Below are 19,744 nucleotides of genomic sequence, written 5' to 3'. Positions count from 1 at the left end.
TTTTAGAAAACAGATTCCTTATACCGAACTCACGCTTTTACGAAAGCGTTTTAGGTTGCGAGCCATTTTAATTATGAAATTTGCGAGCTTCAACGAAGACCTGTAGGAGTCGTTGCACTTGAGTTTATTATTCGTCCAAACTTTCTTAGATCGAATTCACGTTCATTAAGAAAATTTTCGCAAAACAACGATTTCATGAAAAAATCGAATTTTTAGATTCTTGTTTAAGTGTCGGACAATGGAATATCTAAAATTCTGTATTTAAACTGTGAATTTATCTAAAAAGTTCATGATATTCTATTAGAGTTATTGAAAAATTCCATAGTTCAGTTTAACAAAACTATTTCAATTGCTCGTTTCCATGAAATAGAAACAGATGGAGAATTCATTTTTCAACAACTCTATTGTATAAGATCTGCTTATTGTTTAAAAGAAATAGAATATTGAAAAAATTGCATTTATTTTCGTTATTTAAGTGAAGATTTTGGAATCTTCCAAAAATTTTTAGTTTTTTAAATTATACTGATTTCTATAAAATTAAGTATCGTAAGTTTTATTGCAAAGCACCGTTTAAATGCAAAATATTGACACTGAGTAATTGGTCTTATAAAGGTTCGTTAATTCGAAATCATTTTGATTTTATCATTGAAAGTCAGACTCATGTAGTTAAAGTAATGCCTGTTTCGAAAGAATAAAATATATCGGTAAAAAATTTTTTGAAAGAAAGGTTTTATTAAAACTATGAATGAAACTGAATCCATTTGGAGCAATGTACTTCTCAATTACTATTCTTTTGGGAGTTTATTGTCGTTTGTAACGGCTATACTCATATCTGGCGTTTTCCTTTTTATCGATAAAAAAGTATCAAGCACAAAACATTTAGCATTCGGTGCTTTACTACTTGGTATATTTCAATTTGGATACGTTTTTGCTGCCGTTCTTTATCATCCTTTTGCGGCGTATCATCGTTGGATTACGGTAGGTTTGATTTTACCTGCGATTTTACATATAGGACAGTTTGTTGCTCGTTATCCCGAGAATGATTTTCCGAAGTTCAATCGGATGACTATGATTGTGTTATGGATAGTCGCCGTTTTTTCCGTAGGTTATTTTTGTTATTCTACTTGGAATGCTTCCGTAAAATATCATTTCACCGCACATCATTGGGACTTTAACACAGAAAATGTAAGTAGAACGATTGCGATTATTATCTTCAGTTATGTGTTTATCAACTTTCTTGCGATTCCGATTTGGAGAATGATTTATCTTAAAGGAAAAACGAGATGGATCATTTTCGCATTTTTAATGTCTTTTTTAGTAGGAGGAACAGTACCCGTAGTCGCTAATCTTTTGAGTAGGGACGGTTATATTGAAAGATCGATCTATCTTACTTCGGTAGTGCTTTTATTTATGGCCGCGTTTTTTATCATTCTCATATTATATCTGAATTTCTCTGTCGAAAAAACTTCTTTTATGCTTAAAATCGTAGGGATTACATTTGTAACTGTATTAACGATTATGCAAGTGTTGGTCTATATTTCCAACCAAGATAAAGAATCCGAATACGATATATTGAGCCGAATTTATATGGAAAAGGCGCTGGAGGGTGGAACCGTAAAGGGCGGAATCGCTTATATACTCAAATGGAATAGGACGGATAATTCTTTTGATCGGAGAAAATTTGATTCTAAACTTCATCCTAATCTAGAACAGATAGAAATCGATTTTAAAAATACTTTATTATATGATGAAATATTCAATTTTTCTGAAAAAGGTTTTAGAGAATCACTTACAAAACTTATGGAAGAGTCTCATAAAAACTTTGGGGGTTATAAGTATTCGATCATCAATTTTTTGAAAGAACATCCTGACTTAAAAGATAAAACTCTTAAACTCGAGTTAAATAAAGAGTTATCAAGACTAGGACTTCATGTATTCGTAGCTTCCAATAAACTGGACAATATCTTTGAAGAGGATTTTTGTATAAAAGGAAAAAGTTATTTAGAAAATGCTCAAGAAGTGAAAATGTTTCGTGTTGCATTAGAATCTCGTTGGAACGATTGTAAATGGGATGGCAAGGAAATAACTTCATCAAAACTAAAAGAAGAAGTCTTGAACTATTTTAGACCGTTTGTACCTTCCTTTACCAGATATTATCGTAAGAAAGACCTAGAGAATCGTAGTCTTCACTACATAGGATTTATAAAATACGATCATAAAGAAAATAACATAAGTGAAGTAGGATTCTCTTACAGAACCTATCGAGAGTTTATGCATCCTACCGCATTGAAACAGATTTTAGTTTTAGGAGTCGTAATCATAGTAATCATTTTTTTATTTCCACTTTTCTTTCGCGGAAGTCTTGTGGCTCCGTTGAATGATTTGTTAAGTGGAGTAGAAAAAGTAAATGACGGAGATTTAGAAGTTCAAGTTCCAATTAGAGTCAAAGATGAAATTGGATTTTTGGCGGATTCGTTCAACGACATGGTTTCTTCCATTCGGGACGCAAGAAAAGAACTTCAAGATTATGCAGAACACCTTGCTACAAAAGTTCGATTAAGAACAGAAGAGTTGTCAGAAAAAATTGAAGAATTTCAAAGACTTAAAATTCAACAGGACGGTGATTATTTTTTAACTTCCCTACTTGCAAAACCTCTAAACTATAACGCAAATAAATCGACTCGAATTTCGACTCGATTTTTACTCAGACAAAAAAAGCAGTTTGAATTTAGAGGAAAACGAGCTGATTTAGGCGGAGATGTTTGTATAACCGGGAATCTACGTTTAGGAATACCATCGGATTATAAAAGATACGTTTTTGCGATGAACGGAGACGCGATGGGTAAATCGATGCAAGGCGCAGGTGGAGCTTTGGTTATGGGGGTTGTAGTTAATTCTATTCTAGCTCGATCTGCTGCAAACAATCGGATTTTGGATATTTCTCCTGAACAATGGCTTACGGAAACTTATGAGGAAATAAATTTCGTATTTAAATCGTTTAACGGTAGTATGGTGATTTCAGCTTCTTTCTTTTTAATTGAAGAAAATTCGGGTAAAACTTATTACTTTAACGCAGAACATCCTTTTACTGTTCTTTATCAAGACGGTAAGGCTACCTTTTTGGATTCTTCCTTAATGCTCCGAAAGATAGGTTTAGAATCGGAATACCCTTTCCAAGTTTTTACAACTATTCTCAAAGAAGGAGACGTTTTGATTGTTGGTTCGGATGGTAAAGATGATTTAGATCTTACACCCGATCAAGACACAAGAAAGATTAACGAAGACGAAACACTCTTTTTAAAAACGGTAGAAGCAGGAAAAGGGAATATAGAACAAATTGAACAACTTATTTACAAAGAAGGAGAAATTACGGATGATCTATCTCTGTTGAGAATCGAATACGGAATTACTTTGGTTGATCAAGAGAAAAGTTTTTTAAGTACTGATAAAGCCCGAAATGATTTTTTAAAAGAAGAAGTTTCAGATTGGAGCGCGTCTTACTCACACGCTAGACAGTTGTATAAGGATGGAAACGTAAAAGAAGCAATCGATGAACTTGCAGAACTCTATTCAAAAACTACTGAGGACATCAAGGTAATTAAGTTACTCGCACTTTTGAGTTTTAAGGATAAGGACTATATAAAGGCTGTGGAAGTTTTAGGTAAGTATTTGGAAGTTGATCCAGAATTAAGTGAATATTGGTATTATCTTTCTGTTGCGAATAAAAAATTAGGGAAATTTTCAGAAGCAATTTACGCTTCTGAAAAAGTTTTAGCAAAACAACCGGATAATACAAACAATCTAGTCAATCTATCCGATTTGTATCGACTTCGAAACGAATATACCAGAGCCAAAGAGATTGCAATTCGTGTATTGGACATAGATCCTCAGAACGAAAACGCAAAAAAGATTCTCAGGAAAATTGAAAATGGCGTATCTAAAACCTGAGATTGAATTTCGAAATACAATTTATCTTAACGTGGATTCGGCGTAAGGATTCGTTTTATAAAAATCTAATTTTTCCATAAAAAATAAATGTGGTAACCCCCACTTAAGTCACAAAAAATAAATATTTAAAAATTTATTATGCGACTTAATCTGTCGGAGCTCACAAATCTATATTTTAATTTGAGTTCTGGCTCAGAAAAGATTTTCTAAAAGTATGAGTTCCTACAATTTAAGAATTTATTCTTAAATTGTGATCAGTGCGAAAACAATGATTCTTTTTGAATTTTATAGAAATCTGTTCTCATAAATCTGAAAAAACAATGGTTCAATTAAAATACAAAACAACTTTTGCATTTACTCATTATTCAGATGTATATAATGAAGTATCACAAATTTTTATCATAAAAGCCTGTTTGAATGCAAAATATTGAGTACTTTATTATATAGTTAACGTGAGCAGGGCGTAACGCGAAAGGGATCGATGAATGAACTAAAGCAAAACGCTCTCCTGAAACTCAATGCATCACTCCCTAAGGGTCGCTCTGCAGGGTCGCGTTTGAACTCAGCAAAACGCTTTTTATTAAAGCGTTTTAGGGTCAATAAATTGAATCTAAATACGATTGTTGTATTATGTTTCCTGTATGCAATTTATTGACCAGAGCTGAGAGCCCGGCCGGTTGCCTGTGGCAAGCCGGATTCGCCCTGGTTTTCTTATGTCGAACTCACGTTAGTTATCATTAAAAAGAAGTTCTTTAAATAAAAAACCCTCCTACTAAGGAGGGTTTTGAAGTTTGCAACAGAGGAAAAATAGAGTATTTAGAAATTTTATTTAACTCTGGTCCAAGTCGATTCTTTTCCGATCATCATAAAGCCGACTTTATAGCCGCCTTTTAAATCGAGAGTATCAGCATTTCTTAAAGTAAGTCTACCGTCATAGGTTTTACCACCTTTTGGATCGTAAACTCTTCCTCCGGTCCAAATTTGTTCTCCTTCGTAGGAAAAACCGGTAAGAAAAACTAAGCCTAAAATAGGACGAGTACGAAGATTTTCATCTTTATTATGTACGTCTACTTTTGGAGAACCCGGAGTACCTTCCTTACTATCCGCTGGATAAGCAGGCTCTTTTAACCAGACGATTTTTCCACAAATTTTAGTTCCGCATTTATGTACGTCTACTTGTGCGTCTTTTTCCTTATTCCACCATTTTCCAAGAATTGCATCTTCTTCGCCTGCAAATGCCGGCGTTGAAATCAATGCGAACGCAAAAAAAATTGCGATCAATTTAGACTTATTCATTCCATTCTCCAAGAGTGTTTTGCGGACAAAATTCTGGAAAGAATACGAATAAAGTCAACAAAAAAGAAAGGATTCCTATTTTTCAAAATCTTTATATAACATAGAAGTTTGAATACCTCGATTGGCTTGGTATTTTCCGGAAGTATATTCTGTTATTTGTCCTTCTAGTGTATGATAAAAAATCTGACAAATTTCCACACCCGGATAAACGATAAGAGGCTGGATAACAGAAATTTCCAAAGTCCAAAATCCCTTAAAACCTACATCGCCGAATCCTGCAGTAACATGAACGAGCATTCCCAGTCTTCCAATAGAAGATCGTCCTTCAAGCATAGGTACTAAATTGTGAGTTTCGGTGAACTCTAAAGTTCTACCTAGATACAATACACCCGGTTTTAACAAAAGACCCGATTCAGGAATGACCAACTTTTCGGCGGGATTTGGTTTTTTCATATCCAGAGGAAGTTCGGTGTATACTAGAAGTTCCTCATGAAGTCTTAGATTGTAAGAATTTGGATTGAGTTGTTTTTCTGAATAAGGAGTAATTACAATATCATTGCCGATTCGTCTTTGAATTTCTTTTCCAGTAAGAATCATTTATTTTCCTTTAAAAATCGGTTTTCGTTTTTCCTGAAACGCTTTGAGTGCCTCCAACCGATCTTCCGTATTTAAGGTATTGTTATAGTATTTACTTTCGGTTATGAGAGCTTTTCGTATGTCCTGACCATAACCTTCCGTAATTGCTTTCTTTGCAAGCTGAAGTGCGATTGGTGCACATTGAGATGCGATTTCTTCAGCTAACATTTTTGCTGCGGGAAGGGAGGAATCGTGCCAGATGGAATTTGCGATTCCGAAATCTAAAGCGGTTTGTGCGTCAATTGTCTTGCCCGTAAAAATCATTTCTTTCGCTTTTGCGATTCCAATTCTACGTGAAAGTCTTTGAGTTCCTCCTCCTCCAGGAATAATTCCTAAACGAGTTTCTGTAAGTCCGATTCTAATATCGTTTTTAAGAAGAATCAAATCACAACAAAGTGCAAGCTCCAAACCTCCTCCGAATGCGTCTCCGTCCAGAGCGGCAACCGTAGGATATGGAAAATTTTCCAATTCCAAAAAACAATTTTTAAGATCTTCTAAAAAACGTTTCACTTCCTTAGGAGACATGGTCGTTCTTTCTTTTAAGTCCGCTCCTGCACAAAAGGAAGGACCGATACCGCCGATAACAAGACCGCGAATGGATTTTTCTTTTTTTGCTTTTAGAATGTTTTTGTAAAGTGTGGAAAGAAGTTCTTTGCTGATTGCATTTCTTTTTTCGGGTCTATTTAAAAGTAGAACCGCGATTTCTTTTTCTGTGGAATACAAGACTATAGAAGATTCGTTCATTTCAATACACCATTTTTTCAATAGAATAATTCTTGCCGAAACCTTTTTACTTTTATAAACTAGAAGCCCGTCCTAAATTTTTCAGATAAAGTAAGTTATGTTGCATAAATTGATAAAAATTCTGTTCTTATTTCTGTTCTTATACTTCTTCATTCAATGTGATAAAAAAAATTCGGATAGCGGTTTGTTAGCCGCGATAGGTTTTGGAAATCCGGTAATTACCTTGATCGATCCACCGGCAGGATCACCACCTCAAAGTGACGGAGTTTCTTATACCGGGACTCAGATAACCATTCAGGGAAGGAACTTCGCTCCCAATTCAACCGAAACGACTGTAAAGTTCAATGGAATTACTGGTACGATTTTTTCCATAACCACGACTGAAATTATTACAACAGTTCCTATGGGAGCGAGTGGGGGATTTTTAACCGTGTCAAAAGCGGATGGGGCCTGTGATACTGTTTACGGAACGGACGGTTATAACTGTTCCACGAGAAGGTTTTATGTGGATTGTTATAAGGCTTACAACAATATTTATGGAGATGAAACCGCAATTAATTATCCGGATTCTCAGACGATAGAGTTTAAGGAAAATTTTTCCACAAAGGCTTTTCGTTCTAATCTTAGAGAGGCTGGAGGAACGATACTTGCGTTCGAATGTGATAATCTAATTGCGGTAAAATATTTTTCTACAAGTTGTAAAACCACAGATGTAGGTACTTTTGATGCTCCCGTTTTTAATCCTACTATCAATTTTACGGATAATTATGCAGTTCAATATTTTATAACTAGTGGAAAGGGAAGTTGTAAAATCAACTTTCAATAAATTATCGATCATTCTCACAGGTTCTAAATTAAAAACCTAATAGTTTGTGCATTTGTTTTTGGAAAAAATTCAGTTCTGTAAAAATTTAGTTTTCGCGAATTCACTCAGAAAGTATTATAAAACACTCAAACGTTTTAACCAGAACTTTATGATGTAATTCAGAACTATAAAACAGAATGTCCAAAATCCGCTTATAAATTAAAATTCAAGGTATTCTATCATATATAATTAGGACAAAATAGCACTCTTCCTTCTGGGCTTGGAAAACGTGGGTTAGATGTGCACAAGCATTTACTACAAACAAGAAAACCAACTAATGAAAAGAAGAGTATATCTAGGAACTACTGCATTTTATTAAAAATTTCTAAAAAATTATCGTATAAAATTCTTTAAGGTTTTGAGACCGGCTCTTAGTGAAAAACTCAAATCGAATAAAGATGTTCAATATAGTGTAAGATCTTTTGAACGAATAAAAATTTTCTAAAATCATTCAACAGAAACTTTAAGAATGGATTTTAGAAAAGTTTGCTGGAAATTATAACTTACCGGAATCATTCTTTATAAAAAATGTTTGGATTTTTTTATAAATCTGTTAGAGTGCGATTAGGAGTTGTCTCATGAAGGTAGTTTCCTCGGTTCAACTAGGGCTTCCAGAAAAAGGAGTCAAGGATACAAGAAAAATCCCAAAAGAAGAAGGGATGATTCACGTCGAGCCTTATGAAAATAAGCAGGCTAACGTTTCAGATAAAAGAGCCTTTGCAATTGAAGCCGGTCAAGACGGGGATTTCTATAAGGTTAAGGGAACTTTTGTTGATAAGGTAGGTTGAACCGGGAGAAATTGGTTCAAAACCTTAGAAAATAAAAAAAGCCTCTTTTTAAGAGGCTTTTTTTATTGGAAAAATGCTAGTAAAAAATTAATCTTTATAGCTGATTTCTAAAACGTTTCCGGAAGGATCTAAAAAGTGTAAAAATTCTCCTCTTTGGTTGGTTTCGGGACCGCGAACGATGGAGATTTTATTTTCTTCTAATTCTGCAATCGCTTCTGTAAAATCATCTACATCGAGAACAAAACTAAGGACAGGAATTTTATTTTCTCCTAAAGAATTTTTAAACCCTGAAATTTTTTGGAGTTTAATATTGATAGAATCAAGTCCCATTACAACATATTCTCCTGATTTTTCATCTAACGATTCAAAATCGAATATATCAGAATAAAACTTCGCAGAGGCTTCCGGATTCTCCGCAGGTATTAAGAAATAGTCGATTCCTTCAACGATAATCATGGATCCAGTCCTGTTTAACTTTTTCGTCATTGTGGTAGGAAAACCTGGATTGTCTATTTAAAAACGAAAACTGATTCCTAATGTAATAGAAATTAAAAAGAATAGGTTTTTAATTCTTTTCGGAAATTTCAAAAAAATGAAACAACCTTGGATTAGATTTCTCTATCTTCCAAAGATATGCATCTAAAATATAATGTGTAAATTGAGGTAGAAAAAGAACAGAAACTAAAAGCGCGGATATAAACTCTGGAAGTTCAAAAGAATAAAAACTTGAATTTTTAAAAATAAAAGAATGATCTTTCCAAATAAAACTATCCCAGATCCATTCTTCAATAAAAGCAAATACGAATAGAATACCTAAGAAACAACTTAGAATTTTTATCCAAGATCCGGTTTGAAATATTTCTATTTTAATCTCCGATCGGTTTTGAATCGTATAATAAAAAAGTAAAAAGATATAAGGGATTCCGTGGTTGACTACGTTCGTAATTGTGAAAGAAAAATCGGAATTAAAATAAACGATTCCAAAAAACCAAACGATCCAAGTATTCAATACGATCAATATTTTACCCAGAGGTAATGAACGGTATTTTGCAAAATAATATACGTGAACTAGAATATAAAAACAAAACCAAATTTGTTGTAACCAAAGTATTAAATTCGCTAAAGCAGGAAACGGATATATTAAAAAGTCTCCTTCCATAAACCAGGAGAATTCCCTTTTTTGATCCGTAAGATGCCAGTATAAAATCGGAACACATCCCATCAGATAAATCGTGATTTTATCAAATAGAAACGGAACTTGAACGGAAGTTGTTTTCTTTCGGTAAAGCGCTAAAAATCCGAATTGTTGTCTAATGAAGTGAAATACGGCGACGTATGCCATGATTCTCCAAAACCAAATTGTTCCAAAAGAATATAAAAATACTGAAAACAAAAAATAAACGATTGGCAACGTAATGAGAAGATTTTTTTTCTCCCTCCATTCTTCCATGTTAAAGTAAGATCGAAAGAGAGTGGAATATACGTGGGCGACGTCTATTAACAAAACCGTACAAAACCAGGTCCACGGATTGATTTCGGAAGGTAGAATATTAAGTTCTTTTAATATAAATAAAAAGACTACAGAAACAATTCCGGGAAAGATGATAAAGGTCAAATCCAGAGAAGGTTTAAAGATCCAACCTTGAGGCCTCATATCTTTTGTTCTCCTAGGATTTTGTTAGCCGCGTTATGCCCTCTTATAAGTGCTTCTTCAAAAATGGAAATTCCGCTTAGGTCCGAATGTGCAAAATGAAGATTTGGATAAGATAGGGAAAGTTTTTCCCTTTGGCCACCCCAGATCAGTCCCGGAATCGGGCGAATCATAGCGTGTGCGTAGGTCATAACGTCTATATTTCGTGTTCTTTTTTCTATATCGGGATGAGCTTTTTTCAAATCGAAAAAAATAGATTCTTTCCAATCTTTCCAAGAAGTTTTCATCATTCTTTTGCGTGTGGAAGTGGTGTCTTTTTCGCCAAAGGTTTGGTAATACGTTAGAACCGATTCTTCTCTGTTAGCGCGTAAATCTTGATGTGTGGATACGATATAACCTAAAGACGGACTTTGATAAATCACGTTGTCCCAGCAAGGAGGAATTCCTTTTCCAGTTGGAACCTTGTCTACACTTAGATTGGCTACGAGCCAAGGAGAATAAACCAATCCATCCGTTATGTTTGAAGTTTCATCCAGAATGTATTTTCGAGTAAAAGAAGGAAGAGCGTAAACGATGGAATCACAGAGAATATGTTTTTGTTCTTTGGTAAAGGGCAGATAAATTTGAACTTCAAACTTAGCTTTTTTAGAAGTGGAAGGTTTTACTTTTTCTACAAGTGTTTCTGTTTGAATTTTAGATCGAATTGGTGATCTAAGTTTTTCCACTAAAAATCCGTTTCCTTCCGGCCAAGTAAGAAGTGTCAGGTCTTCTCCGTTTTCATCCACGGGACGAGAACAAAAATAATGTAAACCAATCCATGCGGAAACCGTATTCATAGAACCGCCGAAATCGTCTCGAACCGAATAATCCAAAAACCAAAAAAGTTCTTTGGTTTGAAAACCTTGCTCCTTAATATATTCAAAAAAATTAATTCTATCTAATTTCAAAAATTCAGGATCTCTGGAAGAAAGATCGATCGGAATCGAAAATACTTTTTTACCATCTCTTCCGATTTTAGATCTCCAAATTCGAATGAAGTCTTTAAATTTTTGTTCTTCGTTTGCAGCCGCTGAGCCTGGAGTTCCGGCGGGAAATAAACCTTCGTTCCATCTTCCTTGGTAAAAAATTCTTTCTTCGGGATCAAAACAAAGATACTTTTCTTCGTAGATTAGTTTTCCGTTTTTATCTTTACCGATGATGATTTTATTTTCTTCCAGAAACTTTCGAACGAGTACAGCTTCTTCGTTTGGTTGTGGTAAATAGTGTGCTCCCCAAGGAAAGGAACCAATTGAATTTTTTCCGGATTTTGAATTTCCACCGGAATCGTTTTCTAATTCTAAAATTTTAAATTCGTCAAACCCGGATTTGTGAAGATAATAACCAGTACTCAGTCCTGAAATCCCAGCGCCTAAAATTAGAACTTTTATTTTTTCAGAATTAGAAAAATTGACGTTATTCGCCATTTGGTTGAATTCTGAATTACGAATTCTATGTCCGATTTCCATGTTCGGGCCTACGATTTTTCCCGAAATTTTTTTTCTAAATTTTAAAAACCAAATTCCGGCTACAAGCGCCGAAAAACAAAAACCCAAAATGGAAAAAAAGGATTTTCTGGAAATGGTTTTTGAATTGTAATTCATACTTGTTGGGAAGATTCAATGGAATCTCTAATACTGCAAGGAAAAATGGAGTAAAAGAATTGCGTTTGAGGTTGAAAAGATTCTTTTGCAAAAATGGCTCTATTTTTGGATTTTGATAACACGTTTTTGGACTCGGTGGGAATTTATGAGACTACGATTCTACAACTTTGTAAAAACGCAAAAGAATACGGGTTTTTATCTGTTAAAGAATTTTCACAATTTTATGAAATAGCAAGAAAGGAAACCAAGTCCGAGTTATCAGATTCTCCCTCTAATCGACTTCGTCTTATCTATTTTAAAAAAATGTGTTTATCCAAGTGGGGAACCTTAGATCCTAAATGGATTTTAAAATTAGAGAACGATTATTTTAAATATTTCCAAGAAGGAATAAAAGTTCGTAAAAAAAAATACAAAAAAGAATATAAGGAAGTTTTTATACTTTTAAAAACAATTTCAAAAAAACATAAACTTCTTTTTTGTACAAATGAAAATTTAAGAACTCAACTAATTAAGATGAATCTTCTATTTCCAAAATCGTTTTTGTATTCAATTTTAAGTTCGGAAGAAGTGGGAAAGGAAAAGCCATCGAAAGAATTTTTTTCTCGTGCAAACGGATTAGTCAACAATGAAACGGCAATATCGATGATCGGAGATTCTCTCAAAGACGACGTGGAAGGGGCTTTGCGTAATGGAATTCCGGCAATCCATCTTACTTCCGTCTTTTCACAAAAGCCCGAACTTTTAAAAGAAAAGAAAATCGAATTTGAGATCAATTCCTTTAAAAAAGAATATTCTTATTTAGAAACAAACGATCTTAGAACGGCTTTGAAATTATTTCTTTAAAATGGCGAATAACGTGTTATTCAAATTCATCGTTTTGAAACTGAACAACCAAATAATTTTAGTCACGTAGTAGTAAACTTTTTTAAGAAAAGAACCAAAATTTCCACCTTGACTTCCCGAAACAGAAGCGATCGGTTTCAAAATTGTAAATTTACAATTTTGAAATCCGGTTTGTTTTGCGAGCATCGTCATCGTTTTTTCGGTGTAATCGTTAATATGATCTTTTGCTTCTAAATAATGACCATCTGTCCTCATACCTTTGAGCATTACCTTTAATTTCGCTTTAAAAAGTTGGATCGGAAAATTAGGTGTTTGTAAAAAAAGAATTCCACCCGGTTTTAAAAGAGAATGCAAATATTCTAATAGACTATGAGGTTTAGGAATGTGTTCGATTACGTCCCAAAGAGTGATTATATCTAGAGAACCCTTTTGGATTCCCGAATTTTGAACGATTCCTGAAAAAACATTTTTTAATCCGTTTTTGTCTTTTGCAAATTGAACCGCTTTTTCGGATATTTCGTAACCGATCGCTTCCCAATTAGGTTTTTGATCTACAATGCGCTTAACAAAAAAGCCGAGTCCGCAACCTACGTCTAAAATTTTGCCAGAAGGAGCAGTTAAAAATTTATTGATAAAGTCTTGATAAATTTCTCTGTGAGCGTTGTCCCACCAGCTTAGATCATAAGAAGAGTCGTCGTCCCAATAACCTTCGTAGTGTTCTTCTTGTTCGTATGTGGAAAAGACGTGATTGCAATTGGAGCATTGGACGATGTCAATTCCATTTTCCACGAAAACGACGGAGTTTTGTGTATTTGAGCAAAGATAACAGGTTCGATTCAAAAAATGTTCCTCGTATATTCAATTTTTAAGGTTAAACCCGGAAAAGCCAGAAAAAACTATAAAACGTTTTCTCGTTTTTGAATTTCCTCGGATCACAGTCTAAGAAAATATAGAAATCAATTTATTTTAGGAGTTTTTGTGGCTTCGCTAAAATTCACCAAAATGGAAGGAATCGGTAACGACTACGTTTATATCGATTCTACTCAGACAGATATTCGCCTAACACCGGAACAGATTCAAAAAATATCCGATCGTAATTTCGGAATTGGAAGCGACGGAGTCATTTTTATTCGGAATTCAAAACAAGGCGATTTTATGATGGATATGTACAATTCGGATGGAAGTTCTTCCGAAATGTGCGGAAATGGAATTCGTTGTGTTGCCAAATACATATATGATCACGGTTTAACGAGTTCTAAAAATCCTAAGATCGAAACGGGTGCGGGAATTTTGGAAGTGGATTTAAAAGTTGGATCCGGTAACAAGGTCAGTCTTGTAAGCGTAGATATGGGAAAGCCGGTTCTAGTTCCGTCTCAAATTCCGGTCGTTTGGAAAAATGAAGAAACAATCATTGATCAGCCGTTGGAGATTGGGGATAAAAATTTAAAATTTACCGCGGTTAGTATGGGAAATCCGCACTGTGTGATTTTTGTAGATGATAGCGATGAATTTCCAGTAAGAGGAATTGGACCGTTGATCGAACGTAATTTCATTTTTCCAAAACGAGTGAATGTGGAATTTGTTACCGTTCGCGGAAAAAACCATCTTTATCAAAGAACTTGGGAAAGAGGGGCGGGAGAAACCCTTGCCTGTGGAACAGGGGCTTGTGCCGTGATGGTAGCAGGAAGTTTAACGGGAAGATCCGGAAAGGACGTACAAATTGATTTAAAAGGTGGAACACTTAGAATTCAGTGGCAAGAATCCGGAAACATTTTAATGACCGGTCCAGCCCGCGAGATATTTTCAGGAGAAATAGAAATTTAGTATATTCTAAATTTAGAATATACTCTAAGCTACTTCCGTTTTTTGTAAATTTTCCATTCTGACTCGAACTTCGTCGGAAAGTTTTTTGAGATTGTTTTCCAATTTTCCTTCTAGATAAGGTCTGTGATCGATTTTAGGTCCATAAAGAACGCGAACTTTTTTATAAATGGATCTTCGTTTGATGTCACAGACTTCTTTTGGCATTCCCATAAAAGAACGAACTAACGAAGGAATCGGAATATCAGAATAACTTTCTTCAGTTGGAACGATTACGGAAGGAAGAATATCTACTTTATTTCGGATCGAAAATGCGGCAAAACCTTCGTGAAAGGGTACCATAGGTGCGGAAAAATCGTTTTTTACCATATAGTCGTGGCCTTCCGGAAAAATTCCCAAAACACCTTCTCTTTTAAAAACTTGCTGTACCATTTTGATACTTGCCATGGAAATTTTTCCGTCGATTGCCATCGGAATTCCTCCTGCTAATTTAGCTAAGTCTTTAAAGATAGGAATTCGGAAAGTATAATCGGCCGCGATCCAGGAAATATAACGTGGAAAAGTGTAGGAAATAATGAAAGGATCCATATCGGATCTATGGTTGCTGACTAGAATTAATTTTCCTTCATGGGTAATATGTTCCGTACCATAAGCGTTTATGTTAACGGCAAAACCCAAAAAAGGGGCGACGAATTGTTTCAACCTGAGATAAGTTTGAACTTCCTTTTCCATAGACATTTCCTCGAATCGTTACGATGAGGGGAGCTATTTTATTCACCTGAAAAAATAGACCACCATTTCTTTTTTTCTTCCGGAGAATTTGTGTTTCTTGGGTCGGAATCGTACGACTTATCCCGACCTAATTCCTGAGGTTGAGAAGGGTCTCTTCTTTTTCTGGCGTTCTGCGGATGGGGAGCGGAACGTCTTAATTCTTCTAGTTCTTTTTGTGCGGAAGTATTGGACTTAATATAATTTCTTATATCTGCCCATTCGGGATCTAATTCGTTCCCGTAGACGGCATAATTCATCAGATCAATCGAATCAAACTCAGGCATAGAGCTTCTTTTCCAGGTTTATTTGTATAGGTGGGTAAAATTCCCACAATCTCATATAGTAGCGGTCTTGCAAGAGTTTTCATATCGTAAGCTCTAAAAAATGCGTTTGAAACTATATGAGTTTGAGATAATAAATCTAACGATTTATAGAAAATATTGGTTAATGAGTTTGATTTAGGTTGGGCTTTTAATAGATGAATAAAATTTATCTGAATTCTTGTACAATCAGTATTGGAATTTGAAAATTTTGTGAAGAGTTATTCTTACAATAGGATTTTTAAGTTGAAAACGTTTGATTTTCTAAAAGTAGTAGTTCCCACGTTTTAGAAAAAAATCTGCAGGTTCAGATTCCAATTTTTTTACGAACTCACGTTAAAATATAAATTTGTAGTAGTTCCGTAGATTAAGTCGCATTACAGATCTTTAAACATTCATTTTTTGTGACTCGAGTTGGGGAGTTCCTCATTTTATTTTTTATGGAAAAATCAGGTTTTTATAAAACGAATCTCTCATGCCGAACTCACGTTAAAATACAAGAAGTAACTTCTAATTTTTTAATAATTAATGTGGTTCAACCGTAATAGGAAGATTTTTCTAAAAGTAAGAGTTCCCACATTTCAGAGTTTTACCGTAAAATATAGATTTGTGAGAGTTCCTACAAATTTTGTCTCTTTACGAGTTTTTTAAATGCCTATTTCATGATTCAGTTTGTATGAGTTCCTACATTTTGCAAAATTTCACTATAAAACCCGGATTTGTGGTAGGTCCCACATTATTTTTTGCGCAAGAATTAGATTTCATAAAATGAAATCTTATACCAAACTCATGTTAGATAAGACCTAAAATAATTTTAGGCTAAGAATTCTTTTTTGACTACTATTCCTGAAGATTGGTTATTCCAGATCCGAAAGTAATATTTATGGAGAAGATAAAAAGTGAATTCGTAAAACGACATAATTTAAAAATTGAGGAAGTTAGACAAATTGAAATTGTAAAACAGAAAGGAAGAAGTAAAATTTTAGAATTTCCTAAAAGAAGTATCTGGAATGCAGAAAAAATACGGAAACTCTGTGAGAAGCTATTTTTTCAATGATATTCTAAATTTGGAAACGTTATGAAAAAGATTGATCTTTTTTTAAAAAATACAAGAAATGCCTTCTTATTTTTAAATAATTGGGTATGATCTTTAACAGATTAAACTTTGGCTTTAGTGCGGAATGGAAATTTCAAAAGAAGATTATTCTGTGGAAACGGAAAAAAATCGCGGAAGAATTAAAATTTCCGGAACCCTTCGTTTATTGAATATGGATGAATACGATCCGATCATTTCAGCTATTGAAACAATGTTGGATAATTCTGGACGTGGAAAGGCTGTCATCGATATTAAAAATTTAGATTTTTTAAATAGCGCAGGAATTGCCAGTATTTCTAGATTTGTAGCGGTTTATGATAAGAAAAACTTTCGTAACGTAGAAATCAAAGGTAATAAAAATAGATATTGGCAAATCGTGTTTTTGGAGAATGTTAAAAAACTCAGATCGGAAATTCAAACAAGTCTTGAGTGAAAATCAAAAATTCAAAGTTTTAAATTTTGTTTTAATAACTTCGTTCAAATCTAGGTAAGCCCTTACGATCACTTCGTAAGTAGCTGAAGAAACTTCGTTGATTAAAAATCCTAATCGAACAGGAAAGTCCTTTGAAAGAAGTAAAAGACCGATCCCTGAATCGTTTTTTTCTCCTTTTTTGAGTTTGTTGAGATAAGTCTCGTCCGAATTTCGATCTCCCAAAGTAGAGATAGATTTTTCCAGTTTATTTTTTGAGGTTTCGTCGGTTAAGTTTTTAACTTCTATCTTTAGTATTTCGGAATAATATTTTAGATCTAAAAAGATTTCCCCCTTTCTATCTTTGGAAAATTTTGCGGCATTTTCTATCAGTTCGTTGATTATAATCGAAATTGTATTAGAAGTATCTGGATCCAGTTTCTCCTGATAAGAGCAATAGTTTGAGATGTAATCTGCAGTGAGAGAACAACGTCTCCATTGAACCCGAAGATCCATAGGCCTTAACTTTAATGTAAATTCGCTTTCAGAAGGAAGAGAATCCGGTACTAGATTATAATGGCCGTATTGGACGGGGTAGTTCATAATATTTTTCGAATTCTTTATGATCGATAATTTACAACGAGTCCTAAAAACTAATTCTACTTTATAAGAAAGATCCAGTTAATAATTTGGAATTATACTTTCACTACAAGTTTTTGTTTTAGAACCTTATATTCTAAAAATAGAAACTTGAATTCAGAATAAGAAAAGTAAAAAAATTTGAATTCAGATTAAAAAAGTTTTCTTAACTTATCCAGATATTCGCTCCGATTTGGATCAGTCTCAGCCGGCGCCCAGGGAGCAAAATCTTTATCTGTTGTGGGTTCATAAGGCCCTGACTTTCCTTCAAAACAAATCGCGTTTTCGGAAAGACAAACGAGAGTATGAAATACTCCAGGAACAATATCGATTCCATAAATTGGACCTTGGGAACTTAGGTAATGAGTTTCTTGGATCGAGCCATCGTCATTAAAAAGGATAAATCCTAGATCTCCTTTTAACGCCAAAAAGGTTTCGGGTTTAGGCGGGAATTTATGTCTGTGTGCTTGTACGTAAGTATCACGTGTGAGCACGTTTAAAAATCTTTGATATACTTCGGAAAGTTCGTGAAAGTTGTGGTTTGCTCTTTTACGAGGGGATGTATTCGCTTTTTGCAATACTTCCGAAAAAAGAGAATCCGTAAGTAGTTGTCTGTGGGGTCTGGAGTCTGGATTCACAGTAGTCAATAAGATACGATTTGCAAGCTGTGCAAGTATTTCCTGCGTTTACTCTTTCTATAATTTCTTGATATTCTACACCTTCGTATCTCGCGATTTCAACTATAGTTTCGAAGGCTACTTGTGCACAGTGGCATTTATCCATTTTGATTTAACTACTCTTGGGACGGCTTCCTTAACAATGTAAATGAGACTCAGTCTTAGTGTCAAATCGTACACTGATTTTTTAAGAAATTTTTTTTGAATCCAGGAGTTTATAAATTTTAAAAGAGACATAGTTTAAAAAAATTTCAAGGATGGTTTTCCATTTTTAGAGGTTTGAAATATAAGGGTACTATAATTTGAATTTATCCCAAATTATCAAAGTTCGGATTAGATTTCAAAATGTAGGAACTACTTCGTTTCAAATTAAAAATTAGCATTCTGTTAATCGAGTGCGATATACCCAAGTTTCATTTTTTAATTTTCCGATTTTTTGTCGAAACGACTTATTTTTTGCGATCCATTCTTGTATTTCTTCGCCAATCTGAATTAACTTTCCGTTTTTAGCGATTTTATAAGTTTGATTTATATATTCACAAGCAGAGATGTGATAATGAGTCTGAATCGTTTTTGTTTTTAAATCGAAGACAGGATGTACTAATTCACTTAATTCCTGATTCTCAATAAAAAAATTTTTAGAAGGATCAAATAACCAAAAGGTATAACCTTTGTTTCCAGTTTCCCCTTGATAGAGTATCAATCTAATATCTTTATACCCATCGAAATTCATATCTTCTGCTACAAAAAATTCTTCATCTTCTTGTGGAGAATCAATTCTTTCAATCTTCAGTGTCTGGACGAAAACGTTTTCACTTCCTTTTGAAATCTCAATACGATCAAATACGTTATATATATTGATTCCACCCACAAGATGAAATTTATAAATAGGTAAATTCCTATGAATTGTAAAATTACATATTGCTCCGCCACGTAGGTATTCTGATGTAGAATTTTTAAATTTTTCATTGAGAGGGAGAATTTTACAACCTTCTATGATTTTTTCAGAGTTTTGATTTTGACTGGTTTGAACGATTGATTTTTGAGTTTCATTTGAAATATTAGAAAAATCTGTTATTTGATAATTTATAGAGTTTTGGATTATAATCCAAATATTTATTCCAATTCCCAATACAAAAATGAAAAGAATAAAAATTTTCTTCTTTAATATATTAGAATTTACAAATATTTTTTTCATTAGGTTTGCTTTAAAACCTTAGAATGAATCATTAGAGTTGTTGAAAAATTAATTTTTTTCCGTTTTTTTATAAAATTGAATGGATAAAAATCGTTTGTCGATATGGATTTTTTCGACAACTCTATTTTTAAATCTTCAATAAAAAGTATTTTGATTCCTATAAAATTGAGTATCATAAATTTTTATTGCAAGGCTATTTCCAAAATACTGAATACTTTTTTGTTAACGTGAACTCATTTTTCTGAAAAAGTTGGGATTTGAACTTTACAAATCGATTTTTAAAATGTGGAAACTCATACTTTTAGAAAATCTTTTCTCGTTTTCTTATGTCGAATTTACGTTAGCTAATCTTTTGAACTTAATCCCATACTCATTTTATTTTTTTACTGTAAAACAAACCTT

At 33.7% G+C, this 19,744-nt stretch carries 18 protein-coding genes and 1 pseudogene; 7 read left to right on the top strand and 12 right to left on the bottom strand.

Annotation, left to right across the window (positions count from 1 at the left end; genetic code table 11):
- Positions 1-475: 475 nt before the first annotated feature.
- A pseudogene (locus LEP1GSC049_RS2000000228405) lies at positions 476-695 on the top strand (hypothetical protein).
- Between the two features lie 46 nt (positions 696-741).
- Positions 742-3,948, top strand: coding sequence for a SpoIIE family protein phosphatase (locus LEP1GSC049_RS208200; protein WP_016748274.1), 3,207 nt, complete (start codon positions 742-744; stop codon positions 3,946-3,948).
- A gap of 825 nt (positions 3,949-4,773) precedes the next feature.
- On the opposite strand, the gene LEP1GSC049_RS208205 is transcribed toward LEP1GSC049_RS208200, so the two are convergent.
- The 3 genes from LEP1GSC049_RS208205 to LEP1GSC049_RS208215 all read right to left on the bottom strand — a co-directional run bounded on the left by LEP1GSC049_RS208205 (position 4,774) and on the right by LEP1GSC049_RS208215 (position 6,624).
- Positions 4,774-5,244, bottom strand: a complete 471-nt coding sequence (locus LEP1GSC049_RS208205) for a DUF2147 domain-containing protein (RefSeq protein WP_004755383.1) — start codon at positions 5,242-5,244, stop codon at positions 4,774-4,776.
- Between the two features lie 75 nt (positions 5,245-5,319).
- The gene (dcd, locus tag LEP1GSC049_RS208210; RefSeq protein WP_004756686.1) at positions 5,320-5,841 is read right to left on the bottom strand and encodes a dCTP deaminase; all 522 of its coding nucleotides are present in this window, start codon (positions 5,839-5,841) and stop codon (positions 5,320-5,322) included.
- Positions 5,842-6,624, bottom strand: a complete 783-nt coding sequence (locus tag LEP1GSC049_RS208215; RefSeq protein WP_004764214.1) for an enoyl-CoA hydratase/isomerase family protein — start codon at positions 6,622-6,624, stop codon at positions 5,842-5,844. It lies immediately after the preceding gene.
- Positions 6,625-6,721: 97 nt separating this feature from the next.
- Between LEP1GSC049_RS208215 and LEP1GSC049_RS208220 the strand changes: the two genes are divergently transcribed.
- Entirely contained in the window at positions 6,722-7,450 is a 729-nt protein-coding gene (locus tag LEP1GSC049_RS208220) for an LIC10067 family putative lipoprotein (protein WP_004763649.1), read from the top strand.
- Positions 7,451-8,067: 617 nt separating this feature from the next.
- Positions 8,068-8,277, top strand: a complete 210-nt coding sequence (locus LEP1GSC049_RS208225) for a hypothetical protein (protein WP_000869875.1) — start codon at positions 8,068-8,070, stop codon at positions 8,275-8,277.
- 87 nt (positions 8,278-8,364) lie between these two features.
- Here the strand turns inward: LEP1GSC049_RS208225 and LEP1GSC049_RS208230 are convergent, their stop codons facing one another.
- From LEP1GSC049_RS208230 to LEP1GSC049_RS208240, 3 genes are all read right to left on the bottom strand, one after another.
- Positions 8,365-8,733 carry a VOC family protein gene (locus LEP1GSC049_RS208230; protein WP_004755171.1) on the bottom strand — a complete coding sequence of 123 codons (369 nt, stop codon included), beginning with the start codon at positions 8,731-8,733 and terminating at the stop codon, positions 8,365-8,367.
- A 109-nt stretch (positions 8,734-8,842) separates the two neighbouring features.
- The gene (locus tag LEP1GSC049_RS208235) at positions 8,843-9,931 is read right to left on the bottom strand and encodes a hypothetical protein (protein ID WP_016561234.1); all 1,089 of its coding nucleotides are present in this window, start codon (positions 9,929-9,931) and stop codon (positions 8,843-8,845) included.
- The gene (locus tag LEP1GSC049_RS208240) at positions 9,928-11,568 is read right to left on the bottom strand and encodes a flavin monoamine oxidase family protein (protein ID WP_004769536.1); all 1,641 of its coding nucleotides are present in this window, start codon (positions 11,566-11,568) and stop codon (positions 9,928-9,930) included. Before LEP1GSC049_RS208240 ends, LEP1GSC049_RS208235 begins: the two co-directional genes overlap by 4 nt.
- 93 nt (positions 11,569-11,661) lie before the next feature.
- On the opposite strand from LEP1GSC049_RS208240, the gene LEP1GSC049_RS208245 reads away from it, so the two are divergent.
- A complete protein-coding gene (locus LEP1GSC049_RS208245) occupies positions 11,662-12,411 on the top strand; it encodes an HAD family hydrolase (RefSeq protein WP_004756643.1) in 750 nt (249 codons plus the stop codon).
- Here the strand turns inward: LEP1GSC049_RS208245 and LEP1GSC049_RS208250 are convergent.
- Positions 12,400-13,251 (bottom strand): class I SAM-dependent methyltransferase, encoded by an 852-nt coding sequence (locus tag LEP1GSC049_RS208250; protein ID WP_004763571.1) that lies wholly within the window; start codon positions 13,249-13,251, stop codon positions 12,400-12,402. The two genes, LEP1GSC049_RS208245 and LEP1GSC049_RS208250, sit on opposite strands and share 12 nt — an antisense overlap.
- Before the next feature lie 138 nt (positions 13,252-13,389).
- Between LEP1GSC049_RS208250 and dapF the strand changes: the two genes are divergently transcribed.
- A complete protein-coding gene (gene dapF / locus LEP1GSC049_RS208255) occupies positions 13,390-14,235 on the top strand; it encodes a diaminopimelate epimerase (RefSeq protein WP_004755136.1) in 846 nt (281 codons plus the stop codon).
- 24 nt (positions 14,236-14,259) lie between these two features.
- On the opposite strand, the gene LEP1GSC049_RS208260 is transcribed toward dapF, so the two are convergent.
- The gene (locus tag LEP1GSC049_RS208260) at positions 14,260-14,964 is read right to left on the bottom strand and encodes a lysophospholipid acyltransferase family protein (protein ID WP_004754303.1); all 705 of its coding nucleotides are present in this window, start codon (positions 14,962-14,964) and stop codon (positions 14,260-14,262) included.
- Between the two features lie 38 nt (positions 14,965-15,002).
- Positions 15,003-15,287, bottom strand: a complete 285-nt coding sequence (locus tag LEP1GSC049_RS208265) for a hypothetical protein (RefSeq protein ID WP_004754947.1) — start codon at positions 15,285-15,287, stop codon at positions 15,003-15,005.
- A gap of 1,217 nt (positions 15,288-16,504) precedes the next feature.
- Between LEP1GSC049_RS208265 and LEP1GSC049_RS208270 the strand changes: the two genes are divergently transcribed.
- The gene (locus LEP1GSC049_RS208270) at positions 16,505-16,852 is read left to right on the top strand and encodes a slr1659 superfamily regulator (RefSeq protein WP_004754802.1); all 348 of its coding nucleotides are present in this window, start codon (positions 16,505-16,507) and stop codon (positions 16,850-16,852) included.
- Between the two features lie 3 nt (positions 16,853-16,855).
- Here the strand turns inward: LEP1GSC049_RS208270 and LEP1GSC049_RS208275 are convergent, their stop codons facing one another.
- From LEP1GSC049_RS208275 to LEP1GSC049_RS208285, 3 genes are all read right to left on the bottom strand, one after another.
- Entirely contained in the window at positions 16,856-17,431 is a 576-nt protein-coding gene (locus tag LEP1GSC049_RS208275) for a slr1658 superfamily regulator (RefSeq protein ID WP_004753720.1), read from the bottom strand.
- Between the two features lie 188 nt (positions 17,432-17,619).
- The gene (locus LEP1GSC049_RS208280; RefSeq protein WP_004781198.1) at positions 17,620-18,105 is read right to left on the bottom strand and encodes a WbuC family cupin fold metalloprotein; all 486 of its coding nucleotides are present in this window, start codon (positions 18,103-18,105) and stop codon (positions 17,620-17,622) included.
- Between the two features lie 415 nt (positions 18,106-18,520).
- Complete coding sequence (locus LEP1GSC049_RS208285) at positions 18,521-19,342, bottom strand: XAC2610-related protein (protein WP_004781215.1); 822 nt, start codon at positions 19,340-19,342, stop codon at positions 18,521-18,523.
- Positions 19,343-19,744 lie beyond the last annotated feature (402 nt).

This window comes from Leptospira kirschneri serovar Cynopteri str. 3522 CT (assembly GCF_000243695.2).
In the GTDB taxonomy this organism is placed as follows: Bacteria; Spirochaetota; Leptospiria; order Leptospirales; family Leptospiraceae; genus Leptospira; species Leptospira kirschneri.
The sequence above is the reverse complement of the archived record's forward strand: the minus strand, read 5'-3'. Positions and strand labels throughout refer to the sequence as shown.